At 44.0% G+C, this 17,081-nt stretch carries 17 protein-coding genes and 1 riboswitch; of the genes, 11 read left to right on the top strand and 6 right to left on the bottom strand.

From position 1 onward, the window contains the following. Nucleotides 1-29: 29 nt before the first annotated feature. Nucleotides 30-1,520 carry a peptide MFS transporter gene (locus NST58_RS31610; protein WP_076124120.1) on the bottom strand — a complete coding sequence of 497 codons (1,491 nt, stop codon included), beginning with the start codon at nucleotides 1,518-1,520 and terminating at the stop codon, nucleotides 30-32. A 255-nt stretch (nucleotides 1,521-1,775) separates the two neighbouring features. Here NST58_RS31610 and NST58_RS31605 point away from each other — a divergent pair, with 255 nt between their 5' ends. The 4 genes from NST58_RS31605 to NST58_RS31590 all read left to right on the top strand — a co-directional run bounded on the left by NST58_RS31605 (nucleotide 1,776) and on the right by NST58_RS31590 (nucleotide 5,089). Continuing rightward, complete coding sequence (locus NST58_RS31605; protein WP_036682230.1) at nucleotides 1,776-2,132, top strand: nucleotide excision repair endonuclease; 357 nt, start codon at nucleotides 1,776-1,778, stop codon at nucleotides 2,130-2,132. 134 nt (nucleotides 2,133-2,266) lie between these two features. Next, nucleotides 2,267-2,932 (top strand): glycosyltransferase, encoded by a 666-nt coding sequence (locus NST58_RS31600; protein ID WP_175617270.1) that lies wholly within the window; start codon nucleotides 2,267-2,269, stop codon nucleotides 2,930-2,932. Nucleotides 2,933-3,107: 175 nt separating this feature from the next. Then, nucleotides 3,108-3,830, top strand: coding sequence for a hypothetical protein (locus NST58_RS31595; protein WP_339245445.1), 723 nt, complete (start codon nucleotides 3,108-3,110; stop codon nucleotides 3,828-3,830). A 5-nt stretch (nucleotides 3,831-3,835) separates the two neighbouring features. Continuing rightward, entirely contained in the window at nucleotides 3,836-5,089 is a 1,254-nt protein-coding gene (locus tag NST58_RS31590) for a polysaccharide deacetylase family protein (RefSeq protein WP_339245442.1), read from the top strand. Nucleotides 5,090-5,105: 16 nt separating this feature from the next. On the opposite strand, the gene NST58_RS31585 is transcribed toward NST58_RS31590, so the two are convergent. Beyond that, nucleotides 5,106-6,164, bottom strand: coding sequence for an endonuclease/exonuclease/phosphatase family protein (locus tag NST58_RS31585; protein WP_076191625.1), 1,059 nt, complete (start codon nucleotides 6,162-6,164; stop codon nucleotides 5,106-5,108). 155 nt (nucleotides 6,165-6,319) lie between these two features. On the opposite strand from NST58_RS31585, the gene rlmN reads away from it, so the two are divergent. From rlmN to NST58_RS31565, 4 genes are all read left to right on the top strand, one after another. After that, nucleotides 6,320-7,390 carry a 23S rRNA (adenine(2503)-C(2))-methyltransferase RlmN gene (gene rlmN / locus NST58_RS31580; protein ID WP_036682223.1) on the top strand — a complete coding sequence of 357 codons (1,071 nt, stop codon included), beginning with the start codon at nucleotides 6,320-6,322 and terminating at the stop codon, nucleotides 7,388-7,390. A gap of 79 nt (nucleotides 7,391-7,469) precedes the next feature. Beyond that, nucleotides 7,470-7,757: a DUF6509 family protein gene (locus NST58_RS31575; RefSeq protein ID WP_036682221.1), complete on the top strand. Its 288-nt coding sequence runs from the start codon at nucleotides 7,470-7,472 to the stop codon at nucleotides 7,755-7,757. Between the two features lie 222 nt (nucleotides 7,758-7,979). Further along, nucleotides 7,980-8,459: a transcription elongation factor GreA gene (gene greA / locus NST58_RS31570; RefSeq protein ID WP_036682220.1), complete on the top strand. Its 480-nt coding sequence runs from the start codon at nucleotides 7,980-7,982 to the stop codon at nucleotides 8,457-8,459. 156 nt (nucleotides 8,460-8,615) lie between these two features. Beyond that, the gene (locus tag NST58_RS31565) at nucleotides 8,616-9,545 is read left to right on the top strand and encodes an AEC family transporter (protein WP_339245439.1); all 930 of its coding nucleotides are present in this window, start codon (nucleotides 8,616-8,618) and stop codon (nucleotides 9,543-9,545) included. A 4-nt stretch (nucleotides 9,546-9,549) separates the two neighbouring features. On the opposite strand, the gene NST58_RS31560 is transcribed toward NST58_RS31565, so the two are convergent. The 4 genes from NST58_RS31560 to NST58_RS31545 form a co-directional block, all read right to left on the bottom strand. Then, complete coding sequence (locus tag NST58_RS31560; protein ID WP_076278257.1) at nucleotides 9,550-10,392, bottom strand: aldo/keto reductase; 843 nt, start codon at nucleotides 10,390-10,392, stop codon at nucleotides 9,550-9,552. Nucleotides 10,393-10,450: 58 nt separating this feature from the next. Beyond that, nucleotides 10,451-11,659, bottom strand: coding sequence for an MFS transporter (locus NST58_RS31555; RefSeq protein ID WP_076124110.1), 1,209 nt, complete (start codon nucleotides 11,657-11,659; stop codon nucleotides 10,451-10,453). 210 nt (nucleotides 11,660-11,869) lie between these two features. Then, nucleotides 11,870-12,382: a hypothetical protein gene (locus NST58_RS31550; protein WP_254847727.1), complete on the bottom strand. Its 513-nt coding sequence runs from the start codon at nucleotides 12,380-12,382 to the stop codon at nucleotides 11,870-11,872. Between the two features lie 159 nt (nucleotides 12,383-12,541). Continuing rightward, on the bottom strand, nucleotides 12,542-13,510 hold the full coding sequence (locus NST58_RS31545) for a Gfo/Idh/MocA family oxidoreductase (protein WP_339245436.1): 969 nt from the start codon (nucleotides 13,508-13,510) through the stop codon (nucleotides 12,542-12,544). A 196-nt stretch (nucleotides 13,511-13,706) separates the two neighbouring features. Here NST58_RS31545 and NST58_RS31540 point away from each other — a divergent pair, with 196 nt between their 5' ends. The 3 genes from NST58_RS31540 to NST58_RS31530 all read left to right on the top strand — a co-directional run bounded on the left by NST58_RS31540 (nucleotide 13,707) and on the right by NST58_RS31530 (nucleotide 17,014). Then, nucleotides 13,707-14,654: a sugar-binding transcriptional regulator gene (locus tag NST58_RS31540; RefSeq protein WP_339245433.1), complete on the top strand. Its 948-nt coding sequence runs from the start codon at nucleotides 13,707-13,709 to the stop codon at nucleotides 14,652-14,654. A gap of 160 nt (nucleotides 14,655-14,814) precedes the next feature. Beyond that, a riboswitch (purine riboswitch) is annotated at nucleotides 14,815-14,918 on the top strand. A 168-nt stretch (nucleotides 14,919-15,086) separates the two neighbouring features. Next, nucleotides 15,087-15,701: a xanthine phosphoribosyltransferase gene (locus NST58_RS31535; protein WP_076181891.1), complete on the top strand. Its 615-nt coding sequence runs from the start codon at nucleotides 15,087-15,089 to the stop codon at nucleotides 15,699-15,701. After that, nucleotides 15,695-17,014: a nucleobase:cation symporter-2 family protein gene (locus tag NST58_RS31530; RefSeq protein WP_036682206.1), complete on the top strand. Its 1,320-nt coding sequence runs from the start codon at nucleotides 15,695-15,697 to the stop codon at nucleotides 17,012-17,014. The genes NST58_RS31535 and NST58_RS31530 overlap by 7 nt, the downstream gene beginning before the upstream one ends. Nucleotides 17,015-17,081 lie beyond the last annotated feature (67 nt).

Here is a 17,081-nt window from a genome sequence, read left to right as displayed (position 1 = left end):
AGAAGATCTCGGGCAGCCTTTGGGTGTCTTTAATGTATCCCTTTCATGAAATTCTGAATTTTGGAAGAGAATAGGAAGAGGATAAGCGCAAGGATAAGGGCCACTCCACCAATTACTCCAAAGTACATCATTTCGGTATCCGGGGTATAGAACTTCACAATTTGAGCATTAATTGCTTGAGCAGCGGCATTCGATAAGAACCACATACTCATCATTTGAGCGGTAAAAGCCGCCGGTGCCAGTTTGGTCGTTGCTGATAAGCCCACAGGGGACAAGCATAACTCCCCGATTACGATGATAAAATAGCTGAGTACCAGCCATAATGGATTCACAAGTGAATTAGCTCCACCGAAATAAGCAGGTACTAGAATCACCAAGAAGGATAAACCGGCAAACAATAAACCAAGCGAGAACTTTTGCGGAATCGAGGGTTGACGGTTACCGAGCTTTAACCACAACCAGGCAAATATAGGTGCAAGAGTGATAATAAACAGCGGGTTAAGCGATTGGAACCAAGCAGGAGAAATGTGTAAGCCTGCAAAATCCAATTGGGTCCGTTTATCAGCAAAACTAGCTAGAACTGTGGAAGTCTGCTCTTGAATCGCCCAGAACATAATCGATGCGATAAATAAAGGAATGTATGCGAGAATTCTTGACCGTTCAACGGCTGTTGTTTTGGGACTGCGGTACATCATAATGAAATACATCGTAGGAATAAGTAAGCCTAATACCCCTACTATTTTTATTAATGTTTCAAAGGTAAGCACTCCGGTAAGAATGCCGATCGTAATCAAAATCGCAAGTACAACTAATCCTACACCAATCCAAGTAAAGATTTTTTTCTTCTGATCTGCAGGAATAGGGTTGTGTACAATCGTACCGGCCAAACCCAGATTTTTTGTGCGAGTCATAATATAAACGACTAGTCCAACAAACATTCCGACTGCGGCAATCGAGAAACCTAGATGGAAATTATTCATGCCTACTGCGCCAACAATTAGTGGGGAGAGAAATCCTCCCAGGTTAATACCCATATAAAAAATGCTGAAGGCAGCGTCACGGCGGTTATCCTGCTCGCTATAAATTTCGCCGACAATACTTGAAACATTGGGTTTCAGTAGACCCGTTCCGAGTACGATTAAAACCATCGAAGCAAAAAACAATGTGGTATTGCCTGGAATAGCCAGTAGTATATGCCCGAACATGATTAAAACGCCGCCGTAGAAAACAGCCCTCGAAGTCCCGAGAAGCCGATCCGCAAGCCAGCCTCCGATGATCCCTGACATATATACAAGCGATCCATAGATAGACATAATAGAAAGTGCCATATCTTCAGGTAATCCGAGACCGCCTTGGCTCACTTCATAATACATGTAGTAGACAAGGATAGCTCGCATGCCATAATAAGAGAAACGCTCCCAAAATTCTGTGAAAAAAAGGGTGAAAAGTCCCTTAGGATGTCCGAAGAAACCCTTTTGCGGGACGCTATCTACTATTTTTTGCCGGTCTGTTACTGCCATGAATCAAATCCTCCTAGATGACAAATATCTATATATCATGATGCAAACGCCTCTATTTTATTTATAATCCTCTACTGTCTAAGACCGCAACCCTTGGGCAGGAAGGTTTTGAATAATGCCATAATTTTTAGTAATATTTCCATTAGATCAATCGAACTTGCTTTTATTGTATTTATTTGACTGCGCCAGATTGAATGGTCTTACTTAGCGATTTATGATACTATTTACTCCTATATAGAAAGAGGACGTGAGCTAATGATCAACATAACGATTCCAAAAGCGGATGTTAGTATTACTAAACAAATTAACCCGCAGTTAAGCAATATTTACGGATTTACGGACTTTCACCTGATTCCGAGAGATTACGGCGGTATCTTTATGTTCTACAATGATCAGGATGAGTTGTTGTTTGTAGGTAAAGCGAGAAAGCTAAGACCAAGAATTAAAAAACATTTTGAAGACACCGTATCTGACATCAAGCAACATCGGGACGAGGTCACCAGAATTGATGTGTGTTTGATCGAAAGTCCAGTTCATAGAGAGATCTACGAAACCTATATCATTAATGAACTGAAATCTAAATACAACGTAGATAAAGTGATGTTTAGATAAAAGTAAGACCCAGGCACCGTCCACGTGATGGTGCTTTTTTGTGTTCTGAGAATAGTTGCGAATGAAATGGAAGTAAAGGTGCACAATATACAAGATATTCAAATCCATCACTGTTCACAAGGAGATAGGTCATATTGAAAAATAAGTATTTGATGTTGAAGCTAACCTTATTGTGTATGTTTCTGGTTGTAAGTGTTACACCTACAATTGCCGATGCTGCAGCAGCTAAAGAGAAAAAGAGCTCCCACAAGCAATGCTTAACCCCCTCCGTAATTGAGCTTAAGGATAATCTTAGGAAGTTATGGATCGATCATGTGGTATGGACAAAGAACTACATTGTTAGCGCCTTTGCAGATTCTGAGGACAAGGATAAGGTACTGGCAAGGCTGTTACAGAATCAACAGGACATAGGGGATGTCTTTAAACCGTATTACGGTGAGGCAGTTGGAGATAAGCTGGCTCAATTATTGCGGGAGCATATTCTTATTGCCGGAAAAGTTCTAGGTGCTGTAAAGGCTGGAAATCAGGCCGATGTGGAAAAATACAATAAAGAGTGGTATGCCAACGCTGATGACATTGCCAAGTTTCTTAGTAGCCAGAACCCCAAATATTCTTATGAACAATTAAAGGAAATGCTTCATGAACATCTGGAATTGATTACTGATGACGTGACAGCTAGAGTTAAAAAGGATTGGGATGCCGAAATTGCCGCATTTGATAAAGGGCTGGAGCATATGATCATGTTCGCAGATATCTTAACCGAGGGATTGATCAAACAATTTCCCGATAAATTCAATTGAAATCAAAGCACCCGAAGGGGTGCTTTTTTTATTTTGCAGAAGAGAATAGGTCTTTAGGTGCATTTCAGAAAGTTAGATATAAAGGCTCACTTACATACAAGATAAGTAAACTATAATAGACTCGTGGGCACTCGACATTTTTTGACATTTTTTTATAATTGAGGTGATAAAATCGATGATTTCCCCCTTTTTTAAAAAGAAAGATTCAGTGGATAAGCAATCCAAGTCGGATATGGTTCAAAAGGTACAATTATTAGATGAACAGGTCGAAGAAATAGAAGAAAAGACCTCGGACGAGACTTTAGCTGGATTGGTTACTACAGGCAAAGCTCAGCTTGATAAAAAATCACTCGATTTGATCTTCTCCGTGGAGCAGATTATTCAGGCCAGACAACATGCGGAGACCAATATTAATGAGCTTCAGGATCGGTTAACCCATTCCAGCAGTCATGTGGAGCGCTTAAACCGGGATATGAAGAACCTCAATAAGGTTATTGAGGAAAGAGAAAAGAATGTCCGCGAGCTTGAGCATAAGTTGATTGAGAGAAATTTGAAGGTCGATCAAGTGCTGGAGGATTACCGGGAGCTTCAAACTACGCTCACAGCTGAGATTGAGGAATTGAAGAGTACCATTGAGCTGGAGCAGCAAAAATATGTAAATCTGATTCAAAAACATAACGAAGCCCATGCAGAGAAACTCAAAAAGATGAATGATCTGGAAGAGAAAATCGGACGGGTTGAGATTGAGAATGCACATCTAAAACAAAAGTACGATACGATTCGCCAAGAAAAGGCGTATCTCTCGGGTATGATCAGCGATTTCACCAATCGGATGACGGTTCCTTTTGGGAGTGGCAGTAGTCTGACGGAGCGAAACGATGGAAACGGAGATACATAGGATTCATGGCATCTAAGGAACCGGACACCATTCTAATGATTGAGTTACTGTCGCTTGAGCATGAACAGGCCGGTTATCAGATTGAGGTAGGTCTAACCCGTAATGTTGGGTACGCAAGAAGCAAGCTCACCATAGATGAATTTACATACGAACAATTGAAGGCGCTAGGTCCCTTTTCCGGAGGGAGAATGAGATTGTCGCTGTATCCGAAGTGGGATCCGTTTCGGAATAGTTACTACAGCACGCTGATTATAATGAACAGAGCTTACAGCGAAACATTGTATTTTGCCTGTTCTGAAAATTATGTAACCCAACTTCTTCAATTAAAGCAGCAGGACTATCCTCAAGTAGAAGAGGAGAGGGTAGTTCAGACCATGCTTCCCTCTACAGAACCAGGGCATAGGATAAGCAGAATGAAGACCAAACGAATTGGACTGGTTGCACTGCTGTGTCTCATGTTCGCTTGTTTGATATTTGTGTTACCTCTGCGAATGGATGGACAACTCGTAGATAGTGCTGAAGCGCTGGACGAACCCGTATTAGAGGCCGACTCTGAGCCATTACTTTCGGTACCGTTCGTTACCCTTGCGCAGACGATATCGGTTCATAACCAGCAAGCCGAGCCTACACCAGAACCTTCAGTCCCTCCTCAAGAACAGACATTACCGTACGAAAAGTATGAATTACCTGAGAATGAATTTTTGTATAGTTTGCCGAAGGGTTATGTTGCCTTGTCATTTGATGATGGACCGTCAAAGTATACGAAAGAGATCGTAGATATTCTAGTAGAACATAAGGTGGCTGCCACCTTTTTATTCATTGGGAATAAGGTAGCTCATAATGCGGAAGCCGTTAGGTATGCTAATGAGCATAAGATGTCGGTTGGGAGTCATTCGTGGGATCATAGCAAAATGACTGCTAATGGCGTTGAGGAGAACCGGATTAACTTGGCGAAGACTAATCAGGCGCTGGAGGAAATTACACAATCACCGATTACTATTTTTCGGCCGCCATATGGGGCGATTAATGACAAGTTAACCGCCAAGGTGACGGAACAGCAGATGAAGGTATTATTGTGGAATCGTGATCCCGAGGATTGGAACGTCAAGAACCCAGAGGATATTCTTCAATATGTTCATCATGCCGATCCGTCCGGCGGAGTCTATCTATTTCACGAAAAGAAGATTACTGTAGAAGCTTTGCCTGCTATCATTAAGTATTTCCAAGAGAAAAACCTGAAATTTGTTGTTTTTAAATAGAATCAGAGAATCCATGTTATTGCAGAATAAAAGTGGCTGTTACAGGGTTGTGATCACTGTGTTCGAAGGATAACTCATGACCCTGTACGCCGCTTATGCTGACGTTTGGTGAGACTAGGAAGCCATCAATCACTGCGCGGAAATTCACACCTTCTGAATAGGCAACATCGAGCGTCCGGACGGAGGGTACCTTGGCATCTACAGCCCACTGAAAGCCCTGTTGAAAATGTTCAGGGAATTCCTGCAGCCATTGCGGCCAATCCTGCGTTGTCTCGAAAGCATCAGGAGCTGTACCCGGAAGGGAATGGTTCCAATCTCCCCCTAAGATGAGGTAATTCCCTTTGTCATTCTCCTTCTTGATATAAGCCGATAAATACTCCAATTGCTGTTTGCGAATCGTTCCGCCTTGGTCAAAGGCTGATAAATGAAGATTGACTAGAATCAGTTCTTTTCCATTATCAACGGGGAACCTGCTCTCCACAAAAGCACGGTCGAGATCAAATTGTTGGCGAGGCCAGGTTTCTTTGCCCGGGAGATCATATCTAATATTACTTGTGCTGTTAAAACGGGATAAAGTTAATAAACCGCTGTTCACCGAGCCCATCGGATCAAGAACAGGAAGCGGTACCCAAGGTACCTTGTAGTTGGTCGCGAAAACATTGCTGTAATCAGCGAACTTATTCGACAAGTAAGAGACTTCATCTATACCGTTGCTACGGGAAGAATCGATGTCGACCTCCTGCAGCATGAACAGGTCCGAGTCTGTAACTGTCATAAGGGACGCTACGGCCTCAAGGTTTATCTTCGTTTGTTCCCTACTGCTTGAGCGTGACTTTGTTCCGCCATCCATAAAGAAATCTTGGCCTTTATCCAACCCGGCGTAGCCAATATTAAAGGTGGTTACAGAAAAGGACTCTCCCTGCTTCATTACTTGCTGCGGATTATTGTTTACAGTAAGTGTAGTAATCTCCTGTGGTTTATAGTCAGTGAGAGTAATATACACTAAAAAACCGCCAAGGATTAGAACGGCAGCTAGAAGGGTGAGGCTGATTGCTTTTATTCTTGTTGAACCCATATGATTCCATCGCTCCTTAGATACATGTTCATAGAACAGACTTTAATGGTGTAAACTTCGACACAACCCAATAACTCCCCTTGTTTTAATAAAAAAAATTTGAGACAATGAGTAGTGATGGTCTGAACTTTAACGTTTTGAAAAGAGGATAACGAATGAATATAGAATCCATTTATGGATTAACTTTTGATCAACTGGCGGCATGGCTGTTAGAACGTGGACATAAAAAGTTTCGGGCTACGCAGGTCTGGGATTGGCTTTATCGGAAGCGGATTACAGACTTTTCGGAAATGCTCGATGTAAATAAAGATTGTGTAGAATTATTAGAGCAGAATTTTGTCATTCATACCTTGGAAGAACATGTGAAGCAGGAATCTGCGGATGGGACGATTAAGTTCCTGTTCCGCCTAAAGGATGGCAACCTGATCGAGACCGTGCTTATGAGACAGAAATACGGCTTGTCTGTATGTGTAACCACGCAAGTGGGCTGCAATATCGGCTGTAGCTTCTGTGCAAGTGGGCTATTGGCGAAGAGCCGGGATCTCTCCAGCGGAGAGATTGTGGAGCAGATTATGAAGGTCCAGCAGCATCTGGATGCGGCGAACCTGGATCAAAAGGTCAGTCACGTCGTAGTGATGGGCATTGGCGAGCCATTCGATAACTTCAAGAACCTGCTCGATTTCCTGGCGATTGTCAAAGATCACAAGGGACTAGCAATTGCAGGTAGAGGGATTACCGTATCAACGAGCGGATTGGCTAACAAAATCGTTGAATTTGCGGATGCGAATACGCAGGTGAACCTGGCGGTTTCTTTGCATGCCCCTAATAATGAACTGCGGACGCAGATCATGAAGATTAACAAGGCCATTCCAATAGAGAAGCTAATGGAGTCTATAGATTATTATTTGGAGAAAACCAAGCGGAGAATTACGCTGGAATACATTCTGATGAAGGATGTAAACGACGGCAGAGAGCATGCGCTTGAACTGGCCGAGCTGATTGGCGATCGACGCCCACTCGTCAATGTGAATTTGATTCCTTATAACCCGGTGGATGAACACAGCCAATATCAAAGAAGCGAGCGGGAGACGGTGCGGGCCTTTTTTGATACCTTGAAGAAGCAGGGTGTCAGCGTAAGCACTCGTCTGGAGCATGGTGTGGATATTGATGCTGCCTGCGGACAGCTGCGAAGCAAACAAATCAAGAAATCCAAAGCCATGGCTTGACGGACTACCTCGACAACAATATGTTACTTTTTGTGATACAATGACGTGGCAGGTATTAGGAAAAGAGGTTGATTGAGTTATGTTGACATTTACGGGCTACAATGTGGAGAATGTAAAAGATCCTTTCGGTATACTAACCGGTAAACGGTATGAATTTGTCGTTCAACTGGACGTTCCAGAGGATGATGAGCTGTATGTAGAGAACGGAGTATCCGCTAGAGCGATTATTAAGGTGGATGAAGATCAAGTCAGCATCGTAAGTTATGATCTACAGGAGACAACTTCAGGTCAACTGCTCGATTTCGATATGGAAGAGGACGAGGAAGAAGCGTTACTCCTTTTTTGTAAAGAGCATTTGCCAGAATAATTAAGCAGCATTGACCTCCTTGCCCAATGTTCCATTGTGGCAGGGATTTTTTTAAAATATAAGCATTTATATGATTTGTACTTTAAAGTATCTTTATATTTCTATGAGAAACGGTTGTCGTCCTTTAAGGACGACAATGTTGTTTCTTCTTGTAAGATCTTTCGCAAGTTTGGGATATATCGGTTAAAATATTATAAAGCATCCAAAATAGGAGTTGTATACATGTCTAATGAAGAAGTGTTCTTGACCAAAGAAGGGTTGGCTCAATTAGAGGAAGAGCTGAAGGAATTGAAAGGCGCAGGGCGTAAGGAATTGGCCGCACGGCTTAAATTGGCGATCAGCTATGGAGACTTGAAGGAAAATAGTGAGTACCATTCGGCCAAGGACGATCAATCGTTCATGGAGACTCGTATTATGATTCTGGAGAAAATGTTGACCAAAGCCAAGATCGTGGATGAGAGCCAAATGGATCTGTCAAAGGTTAGTATGGGTTGTATTGTTATTCTGAATGACATCGAATATTCGGAGAAGATCGAATATAGAATTGTTGGAGCTGCTGAGGCAGATGTTCTTAATAACAAGATTTCCTATGAAAGCCCGCTAGGCAAGGAATTGCTGGGTAAAAAGGTCGGCGATATTGTTAGTGTGAATGCACCGATGGGCATCATTAAATATGAGTTGCTTGAGATCAAAATGATGTAACAATATACCGAAAAGCTCCCAACCCTTTGTAAGGGTTGGGAGCTTTTTTGCTGGTATGATAGGTTTTGGCTATGAGATATATTGATTTCATATCTTAGACGTTCTGCGCTGTTACGCTTATAGTTTGAAGTAACCTACAGCAGAGGAGTTCTATTCATGATCCAAAGTGTGTTATCGACGTTATACCAAGTCATCATGCCTTTGTCCATTCCTGTGATCGTGGGTGCCCTACTTGGGCGGTTTAAGAATCTGGATACGAAGCCGTTATTGACGCTTTATCTATACTTTTTAACGCCGGCAATTATTTTAAATACATTGGCTACTGCAGAGATATCCATGGATGATATTTATAAGACGCTCGCCTTTTCGCTTCTAAATCTAATCTTCTTATGGGCGATTGCGAATATAGTCGGCAAATTATTGAAGCTAGATCCATCCGAAGTATCCGGTCTGACCTTGATTTCAACGTTTACGAATAGCGTGAATTATGGACTTCCGCTGGTGTTGCTAGCTTTCGGACAGCTTGGTCTCGATAAGGCCTCTGTATATGTGATCGGACAGATGATTATCGTGAATACGATAGGCGTTTATTTTGCAGCAAGATCTCAGTTCTCGGTAAAAAATGCAGTAAAATCGGTCTTTTCACTTCCTTCCATTTACGCAGCTCTGTTGGCCCTTCTTCTCCGTATCTTTGGCCTGCATTTGCCTGCAGAGGTGGCTACAGGGGTTGCCTTGGTAGCTGGAGGATATTCACCAGTGGTACTGGCGATCCTTGGCGCACAGATGGTTAAAGTGAGAAACATGCCATCCGCACGCAAGGGTCAGTCTACTTTTTGGACTGGGCTTTCGATTCGATTAATCTTAGCGCCGCTAGTGGCTTACCTCGGATTATCGATCCTGCAAATTACCGGAACCTTGTTCTCTGTGCTGCTGATTTTGGCTTCTATGCCAGTTGCCGTCAACGCCGTCGTGCTAGCCGAGCGTTTTAATGCCTCACCGGAGCTGGTATCCAAATGTATTTTGTGGACGACGCTTGCTTCGTTTCTCGTGTTGCCGGTGCTTATAGTGTTAGTGCAAGGTGCGTAATCCCTTAGAAATCAAAATGATCTGGGTCTGGACCTACCCGCTGATCTTGGTTGAGAGAGTTAATTAGAGTCATATCCTCGTCAGATAATTTGAAATCAAACACGTCTACATTTTCGACGATCCGGTGTTCTTTAGTAGACTTAGGAATGGTGATAATCCCCCGTTGCAGGTCCCAACGGACAATAACCTGAGCGACGGATTTGTCATGTTTGACGGCAATTTGTTTCAGTACAGGCTGATCGAACAATTGACCTTGCATTAACGGAGACCAAGCTTCTAATTGGATTCCTTGCTCTTTGCAGAAGTCGAGCAGCTCTTGCTGATTCAAATAAGGATGTAATTCAACTTGATTGACCATCGGCTTAATCTCAGCATCCTTCAGTACATCTTCAAGATGGTGAATCTGGAAGTTGCTGACCCCAATGGCTTTTACCCGGCCCTCTTTATACAACGTTTCAAGCGCTCTCCAAGACTCTTTATATTTTCCTTTTACAGGCCAGTGAATAAGGTACAAATCCAGGTATTCAAGTCCGAGTTTTGCTAAGCTAGCCTCGTAGGCGGCAATGGTTTCTTCGTAGCCCATATCTGCGGTCCAGACCTTTGAGGTTACGAAAAGCTCTTCTCTGGACAAGCTGTTCTCTTGCAGAGCCTCTTGGATGGCTTGTCCCACGCCTGTTTCATTCTCATAAATTGCGGCAGTGTCAATGCTGCGGTAACCGTGTCTAATAGCCGATTTGATCGCTTGTATCAGTTCTGCGCCTTCTTCCACTTTAAATACGCCAAGCCCTAGCCAAGGCATATTTACACCGTTGTGTAATGTAGTTGTATCCTGTAGATGTTGAGCCATAATAAAGTAACCTCCTAAGATATTTAAAAGTTTGTTTGGGTTGTTAATGGACTGCTCTTTAAGCAGCTTTAGTCTGGAGAGGAGCCTCATCTTTCTTCTCCAGAGCACGGCTCCATGCCGTCAGTATTACTGCGGACAGAACCATGATGGCACCTACCCAAGTGGTATGAATCAGTCCCATATGATCTGTGACGATGCCGCCAAGGTACGCACCAATGGCAATACCAGCGTTAAAAGCAGCAATATTTAATGCAGAAGCTACATCTCGTGCACTTGGCGCATATCGATCTGCAAGCGTAACAACATGTACTTGCAAGCCGGGCACGTTCATGAAAGCTAACAGTCCCATAAAGAAGATCGTAATCAGTGCGGCAACCTTGTAAGGTGCGGTAAAAGCTAAGACAAATAAGACGACAGCTTGGACTGCAAACATATAGAATAGAGCATTCATCGGTTGGCGGTTGGCGGCTTTACCTCCAATCACGTTCCCGATGGCAATCGCAATGCCGTATACAAGCAAGATTACGGCGACTGTATTCTCTTTGAAGCCGCTGATCTCATGCAGAAGGGGCGATAAATAAGTAAAGACTACAAATGTGCCCCCATAGCCCAAAGCCGTAATCGCGAAGGCAAGCAGTAAACGCCCATTGGTGACCAGCTTAACTTGCTCACGAAGGGGTGTATGGGTACCTTTGCGCAGCCCGGATGAAGGAACAAGGATCAGATTGCCGATGAGTGCTATAAGCCCGATAGCAATAATAGCAACAAATGCAGCACGCCAGCCGAGTTGTTGGCCAAGGAACGTACCTAGCGGAACGCCAGTAACAGTAGCTACTGTAAGTCCAGTGAACATGATGGCAATGGCACTGGCCTTACGATCCTCAGGCACGAGGTCGGCGGCAATAGTCGAAGCAATCGACATGAACAAGCCATGGGCCAGAGCGGAAATTACTCTCGCGATTAACAGCAATGTAATTCCGTCCGCAGCCGCCGCAAGACTATTGCCGATAATAAAGACGATCATAATGCTTAGCAGTAAGGTTTTGCGCGATATCGACGTGGTTAGCGACGTTAAGATGGGTGCGCCAAAAGTTACTCCTAAAGCGTATAAAGTAACGGTCAACCCGGCTGTGGTTACCGGTATATGCAGATCCGTGGCGATTAAAGGCAGTAGCCCCACACTGATAAACTCAGTGGTACCAATCGCAAAGGCACTAATGGCTAGAGCTAAGAGCGCCAAGGTGCTTCTTTTTTTATCTAAGGACATTTCTTTCACTCCTACGCTGTGTTAATCACCGGCCGGTAAGTGCTATTATGAAGAGATCTGTCCATTAAGTATAGTACGTACTTTAAAGTGCTATAGGTACTAAAAAGTACCTATGGCGCAACTCGCCAAACCGCAAAAAGCATGGGCACCCTGATCTCGTCAGGTTTGCCCATGCTTTTTTGCTATGCTTGTTATATAGTCCCAATAGGGTTAACGAGACCGTTGTTTAAGGTGGCGCCGTTTAGTTGTGCCTTTGTTAGTGGCGTGCCCACCCGATCCTCCACCAACCGCCTGCTGCTGTCTTGTTCCTGGGCTTTCAATAGCGGAGTTTGTTCCACCGGTGCTGAACGTTCCGCCTCCGCTTGCTACCTGAGTTGCGGAGGCATTCTGGCTCCGTTTAGGCAGTTTAACCGTCTGGGTATTGATAACGACCACAACTTCTTTGCGATACGGATATAATAAGAGGGGTTTAGCTTTGCCGCGTTTGTTGCCCCCACTGCCTAGGTTAGTCGCATCGCCGCCTGCGCCGACACTTTGTTGTTGGCGTGTATAGGGAGAAGCAATGGCGGCATTATTGCCGCTTGCGCTGCTGCGTCCTGCACCGCTTGCAATTTGTGTAGTGTTGGGGGCGTTCGTATATTGATTGTTGATGACAAAGACTAATCTGTCCACTCCGTGGAGTGGGGTCCTTGTAATTATGCGCCGTTTTCCTTTTTGAATAATGACAACGATCCGGTCTCTTTTATAGGCCACCCATATTCACTCTCCCATACTTTGACTTCATTAACATTAATGCAGATGGGGGGAATAAGTGATGAATACGGGCGATCTATCTCGAAAAACAATCATTTGCCTAAGTTAGCTGCCTACTAAACGGTTTATTTATTCAAAGCTATATTTGATCCCCCATTGCTCCCGGACATTGCTCATAATGTCCATGACATCCAAGGAGAGGTTGAGGGTCTCTTTATGGCTTTTATCTGCAATATACCGCTGCATATCTTCAATCTCGTATTGCAAAGCTTTGGCTGTATCTCCAGCTTCAATCGTCTCTACTGTGCCATCCAAATAGTGAATGGTGGCTTTGCTGGCCCGCGGGAAATTGTCTACGGTAATAAATCCGAGTTCTCCTGCAACCACCCCCCTTTTAGGCATTTTGGAGCGCATTGTAAGGGAGATTACCGCCATTTCATCTGCCGCATTGTTAAGAATAATACCGGATTGCTCGTCCACTCCTGTCTCGAATTGTTTTACCGTAGTAAGAATCTCATGGGGCTGTTTGGACAGGAAGAATCTTGTGAAGGACAGCGCATATGTCCCAATATCCAGCAGTGCTCCGCCCGCCAGATCTTTGCTGAAGAAACGGTTGTTCACATCATATTCTTTATGGCTGCCAAAGGAGACCTGCACCATTTTGAGGCGCCCGATGATGCCGTCATCAATGAGCTGCCGCAGTTTCTTATACAGTGGCATATGGTAGATGGTCATAGCTTCGGCCACAACCAGATCCTTTTCAGCGGCAAGTCGGGTGACTTCTTGAAGTTGTTTGCTGTTCACCGTGATTGCTTTTTCGCAGAGAACATGTTTGTTATTCTGTAAGCTTTCAATGATGTATTCATAATGATTGCTATGTGGCGTAGAGATGTACACTACATCAATTGCAGGATCTTGCAGCATTTCACTGTAACTTCCATAAGCTTTCGTGGCTCCATATTGATTAGCGAATTGTTGTGCTTTCTCCAAGCTTCGCGACCCAACCGCATACAACGTTCCTCCCGTTTCATTCAGCGCAGCCGCAAATTCGGCAGCTATACTTCCTGGACCGACAATTGCCCACTTTAAAGGGTTCATTTCCAGCACCTCACTTGTTTGATTTTTTGTTTTTATTTAGAGATACCTTGATTCCATCTGATCCATTCATCTTCATAAAAGTTTTGATATTAAGCACATTTGTGCAATATAATAATAAATGTGCAAAACAATCGTCTACAGTATAGCGGGGGGGTCTAAATCCGTCAAACTGTTGAATACGCGGGGGCGTTGTAACATGGATCGAAAAGAAGATAAGAAGCTGCTTATTAAAATAGCACAAATGTATTATGAACAGAATTTAACGCAGAGTGAAATCTCCAGCCAACTTGGTATATATCGCACCACCATCAGCAGGATGCTAAAGAGGGTACGTGAAGAAGGGATCGTTACAATAACTATTAATTACGATACTGGCGATCATTTTACATTGGAGCAGGAGCTGAAGGAGCGGTTCGGGCTACGGGAAGCCATTGTTGTGGAGGTAGATCCTGCACAGTCCAGCACGATTAAACGCAAAGCTATAGGACAAGCCTGTGCGAGATGGCTCGAGCAAGTGCTTCTCCCGAAAGATACGATTGGGTTTTCTTGGGGAAGCAGCTTAGCTAGCGTTGTAGAAAGCCTAACACAAGCCCAGAGACCTTTTGTAACCTGTGTACCTACGGTCGGCGGCCCATCAGGAAAGATGGAGAGCGGGTACCATGTAAATAACATCTGTTATCAAGTTGCTCTAAAATGGGGTGCGCGCTCGTTAATGATTGATGTTCCAGCGATCACGGAGCAAAAGGAAACTAGAGATCAACTGATGAATTCCCAGTATTATCAGACCATTGCCAAGGCGTGGGACCATCTGGATATCGCTGTGTTCGGCATCGGATCGCCGGAAATGAAAGGGGAAGAGGCGTGGCGCGGTTTTTATGGTGATGCAGTGATTGCTGAGCTGGAGAATGGAAAGGTCGCTGGTGATATCTGTTCACGATTCTATGATGGCAACGGGATTCCCGTGCATACCGGAATATCGGATCGAACACTGACCATTGAGCTGGAGCAAATTAAGCAAGCACGGTATTCAATTGGTGTAGCGGAGTCACTTGAGAAGGTAACGGGGATCCTTGGGGCACTAAATGGGGGCTATATGAATGTAATTGTAACGACCCAAGAAACAGCGCAGAAGATATTGGAGTAGCAACTACTAAATGTAAACAATTGAATTTCGTGAAAATAACCTGAAAATGGCATGCAAATTGCTTAAAATTTTGCTTGTAAGCACCAGACAGAGCGTGTAAGATATACAAGGTATTCATATCGAACATTTATAAAAATATAAGTTTCACATTATACATTATCCTTATATTTGCTTGTTAACTCATATAATCTTGGGAATATGGCCCATAAGTTTCTACCGGATAACCAATGTAATTATCCGACTATGAGTGAAATAGCGCATCTAGGGTTCCGCTTCCTGACTATGGAAGGACTGGACCGAGCGATGCGGACACTATGCAGTGTTACACCACTAAGGGACAAAAACCCAGAAGGACAAATTCACTTGAGAGAAACGACTCAAGGGATTTGTCCTTTTTTTGTTTTTAATTCAGAAGGAGAGATCAAGTTTACTATGAAGGTACTTCAAGAGCGCATCAGACAAGAGGGTCTTATTTTATCAGATACGGTACTAAAGGTAGATTCATTTCTGAATCATCAGGTGGATACGGAGCTTGCCTTACAAATTGGACAGGAGTTCAAGCGGTTGTTCGGACATTTGCCTATCACTAAAATCATCACTATTGAAGCGAGTGGCATTCAATTTGCCATGGCTACGGCCATCGCCTTAGGCGTACCGTTTGTATATGCGAAGAAAAAGAAAGCAGTGACCTTATCTGAAGCGGTCTATTCCGCGCCGGTACATTCTTTTACACGCAAAGAGGATTATATGGTTAGTGTCTCGCAAAAATATATCGGACCAAGTGATAAGGTGCTTATTGTAGATGACTTTTTGGCTACTGGTGCTGCTCTTGTTGGACTGGTTGATATCGTGAAAGAGGCTGGCGCTGAGCTCCTTGGCGTTGGTTGTGTGATTGAAAAATGTTTCCAAGAAGGCCGGAGTCTACTCGAGGATAGAGGGATAGAAGTCCATGCCTTAGCCCGGATCACATCTATGTCACCAGGTGAAATTCACTTCATTGATAATGAAAGTTCAAAAGAGCCAATCAAGGAGAGTGCGAGATGTTAAGCAAGAAAAAAGTATTTGCGTTAGGATTTCAGCATGTACTGGCGATGTATGCCGGAGCAGTTGTTGTTCCGCTGATCGTAGGGAACGCGTTGAACCTGAATGCCACCCAAATGGCCTATCTTATCGCAGCTGATTTGTTTACTTGCGGGTTAGCTACTTTGCTGCAGATTATGGGCACTAAGTATTTTGGCAGCAGGCTGCCGGTTATTCTTGGATGTACCTTTACGGCAGTAGGGCCGATTATCGCTATCGGCAGTGCCAACAATTTGGCGACGGTGTACGGAGCAATTATTTTATCTGGTTTATTCGTGGTACTGGCGGCCCCCCTTTATGGGAAGCTACTGAGGTTTTTCCCAACGATAGTAACGGGCTCAGTCGTGACCATTATTGGGTTATCTCTTATTCCTGTAGCTATGAATAGCGTAGCTGGCGGAGAAGGCAGCGCTGATTTTGGGAATCCCCGCAATTTGTTGCTTGCACTGATCACGCTGCTGGTCATTTTAGCGGTTAACCGTTTTACTACAGGATTTCTTCGCTCGGTATCTGTCTTGATAGGTCTTTTAGTGGGTACAATTATTGCTTATGGAATGGGCATTGTTAGTTTCTCTACAGTAGGTGAAGCCTCTTGGGTAAGTGTTGCACAGCCTTTCTACTTCGGATGGCCTCAGTTCAATCTTACGGCTATTTTCACTATGATCATTGTTAATATTGTTAGTATGGTGGAGTCCACAGGTGTTTACTTTGCGATTGGTAAAGTGACGGATCAGAAAGTGGAACAAAAGCAGATCGTAAACGGGCTGCGTTCGGAAGGTTTGGCGATTATGCTGGGCGGGATCTTTAATGCATTTCCGTACACAGCATTTTCGCAAAATGTAGGTCTGGTCTCGCTGACTCGGGTCAAAACTCGGAATGTTATTTTTGCAGCCGGCGGGATTATGGTTGTGCTTGGACTACTGCCTAAATTGGCGGCTCTGACAACGGTTATTCCCAATGCCGTACTGGGCGGAGCGATGATCGTGATGTTCGGATCGGTTGCTGTTTCCGGGATGTCGATTCTGTCAGAGGTAGATCTGCGCAAGGATGGTAATCTGCTGATTGCCGCTTGTAGTATCGCTGTTGGATTGGGTTCGGCAACTGTACCTGCGATGTTCGATCAATTGCCTGAATTCGCTCGGATGCTGCTGCAAAACGGTATCGTCTCTGGTTCCCTTACAGCGATTGTGCTGAATATCTTCCTCTCCAAGACAAAGGATAATGTTCTGGCAGAAGATCCTGCTGCCCCTGTTCTAACGAAAGAAACTCAAGTTTCTTAATACGTCTAATTCATGTTAAAAGACCAAGCTCTGGTGTGCTGAAACCTAAGCTTGGTCTTTTTCTCAT

This window comes from Paenibacillus sp. FSL R10-2796 (genome assembly GCF_037965315.1).
In the GTDB taxonomy this organism is placed as follows: domain Bacteria; phylum Bacillota; class Bacilli; order Paenibacillales; family Paenibacillaceae; genus Paenibacillus_AQ; species Paenibacillus_AQ odorifer.
This window is presented reverse-complemented; position numbering and strand designations above follow the sequence as displayed.

Excerpts from the sequence above, each read along its gene's own strand:
- NST58_RS31545 (WP_339245436.1), bottom strand. The coding sequence starts at position 13,510 with ATGAACCCTTTAAAGTGGGCAATTGTCGGTCCAGGAAGTATAGCTGCC.
- NST58_RS31555 (WP_076124110.1), bottom strand. The coding sequence starts at position 11,659 with ATGTCCTTAGATAAAAAAAGAAGCACCTTGGCGCTCTTAGCTCTAGCC.
- NST58_RS31605 (WP_036682230.1), top strand. The coding sequence starts at position 1,776 with ATGATCAACATAACGATTCCAAAAGCGGATGTTAGTATTACTAAACAA.
- NST58_RS31560 (WP_076278257.1), bottom strand. The coding sequence starts at position 10,392 with ATGGCTCAACATCTACAGGATACAACTACATTACACAACGGTGTAAAT.
- NST58_RS31610 (WP_076124120.1), bottom strand. The coding sequence starts at position 1,520 with ATGGCAGTAACAGACCGGCAAAAAATAGTAGATAGCGTCCCGCAAAAG.
- NST58_RS31595 (WP_339245445.1), top strand. The coding sequence starts at position 3,108 with ATGATTTCCCCCTTTTTTAAAAAGAAAGATTCAGTGGATAAGCAATCC.
- NST58_RS31540 (WP_339245433.1), top strand. The coding sequence starts at position 13,707 with ATGGATCGAAAAGAAGATAAGAAGCTGCTTATTAAAATAGCACAAATG.
- NST58_RS31590 (WP_339245442.1), top strand. The coding sequence starts at position 3,836 with ATGGCATCTAAGGAACCGGACACCATTCTAATGATTGAGTTACTGTCG.
- NST58_RS31575 (WP_036682221.1), top strand. The coding sequence starts at position 7,470 with ATGTTGACATTTACGGGCTACAATGTGGAGAATGTAAAAGATCCTTTC.
- NST58_RS31535 (WP_076181891.1), top strand. The coding sequence starts at position 15,087 with ATGAAGGTACTTCAAGAGCGCATCAGACAAGAGGGTCTTATTTTATCA.
- rlmN (WP_036682223.1), top strand. The coding sequence starts at position 6,320 with ATGAATATAGAATCCATTTATGGATTAACTTTTGATCAACTGGCGGCA.
- NST58_RS31585 (WP_076191625.1), bottom strand. The coding sequence starts at position 6,164 with ATGGGTTCAACAAGAATAAAAGCAATCAGCCTCACCCTTCTAGCTGCC.
- greA (WP_036682220.1), top strand. The coding sequence starts at position 7,980 with ATGTCTAATGAAGAAGTGTTCTTGACCAAAGAAGGGTTGGCTCAATTA.
- NST58_RS31530 (WP_036682206.1), top strand. The coding sequence starts at position 15,695 with ATGTTAAGCAAGAAAAAAGTATTTGCGTTAGGATTTCAGCATGTACTG.
- NST58_RS31565 (WP_339245439.1), top strand. The coding sequence starts at position 8,616 with ATGATCCAAAGTGTGTTATCGACGTTATACCAAGTCATCATGCCTTTG.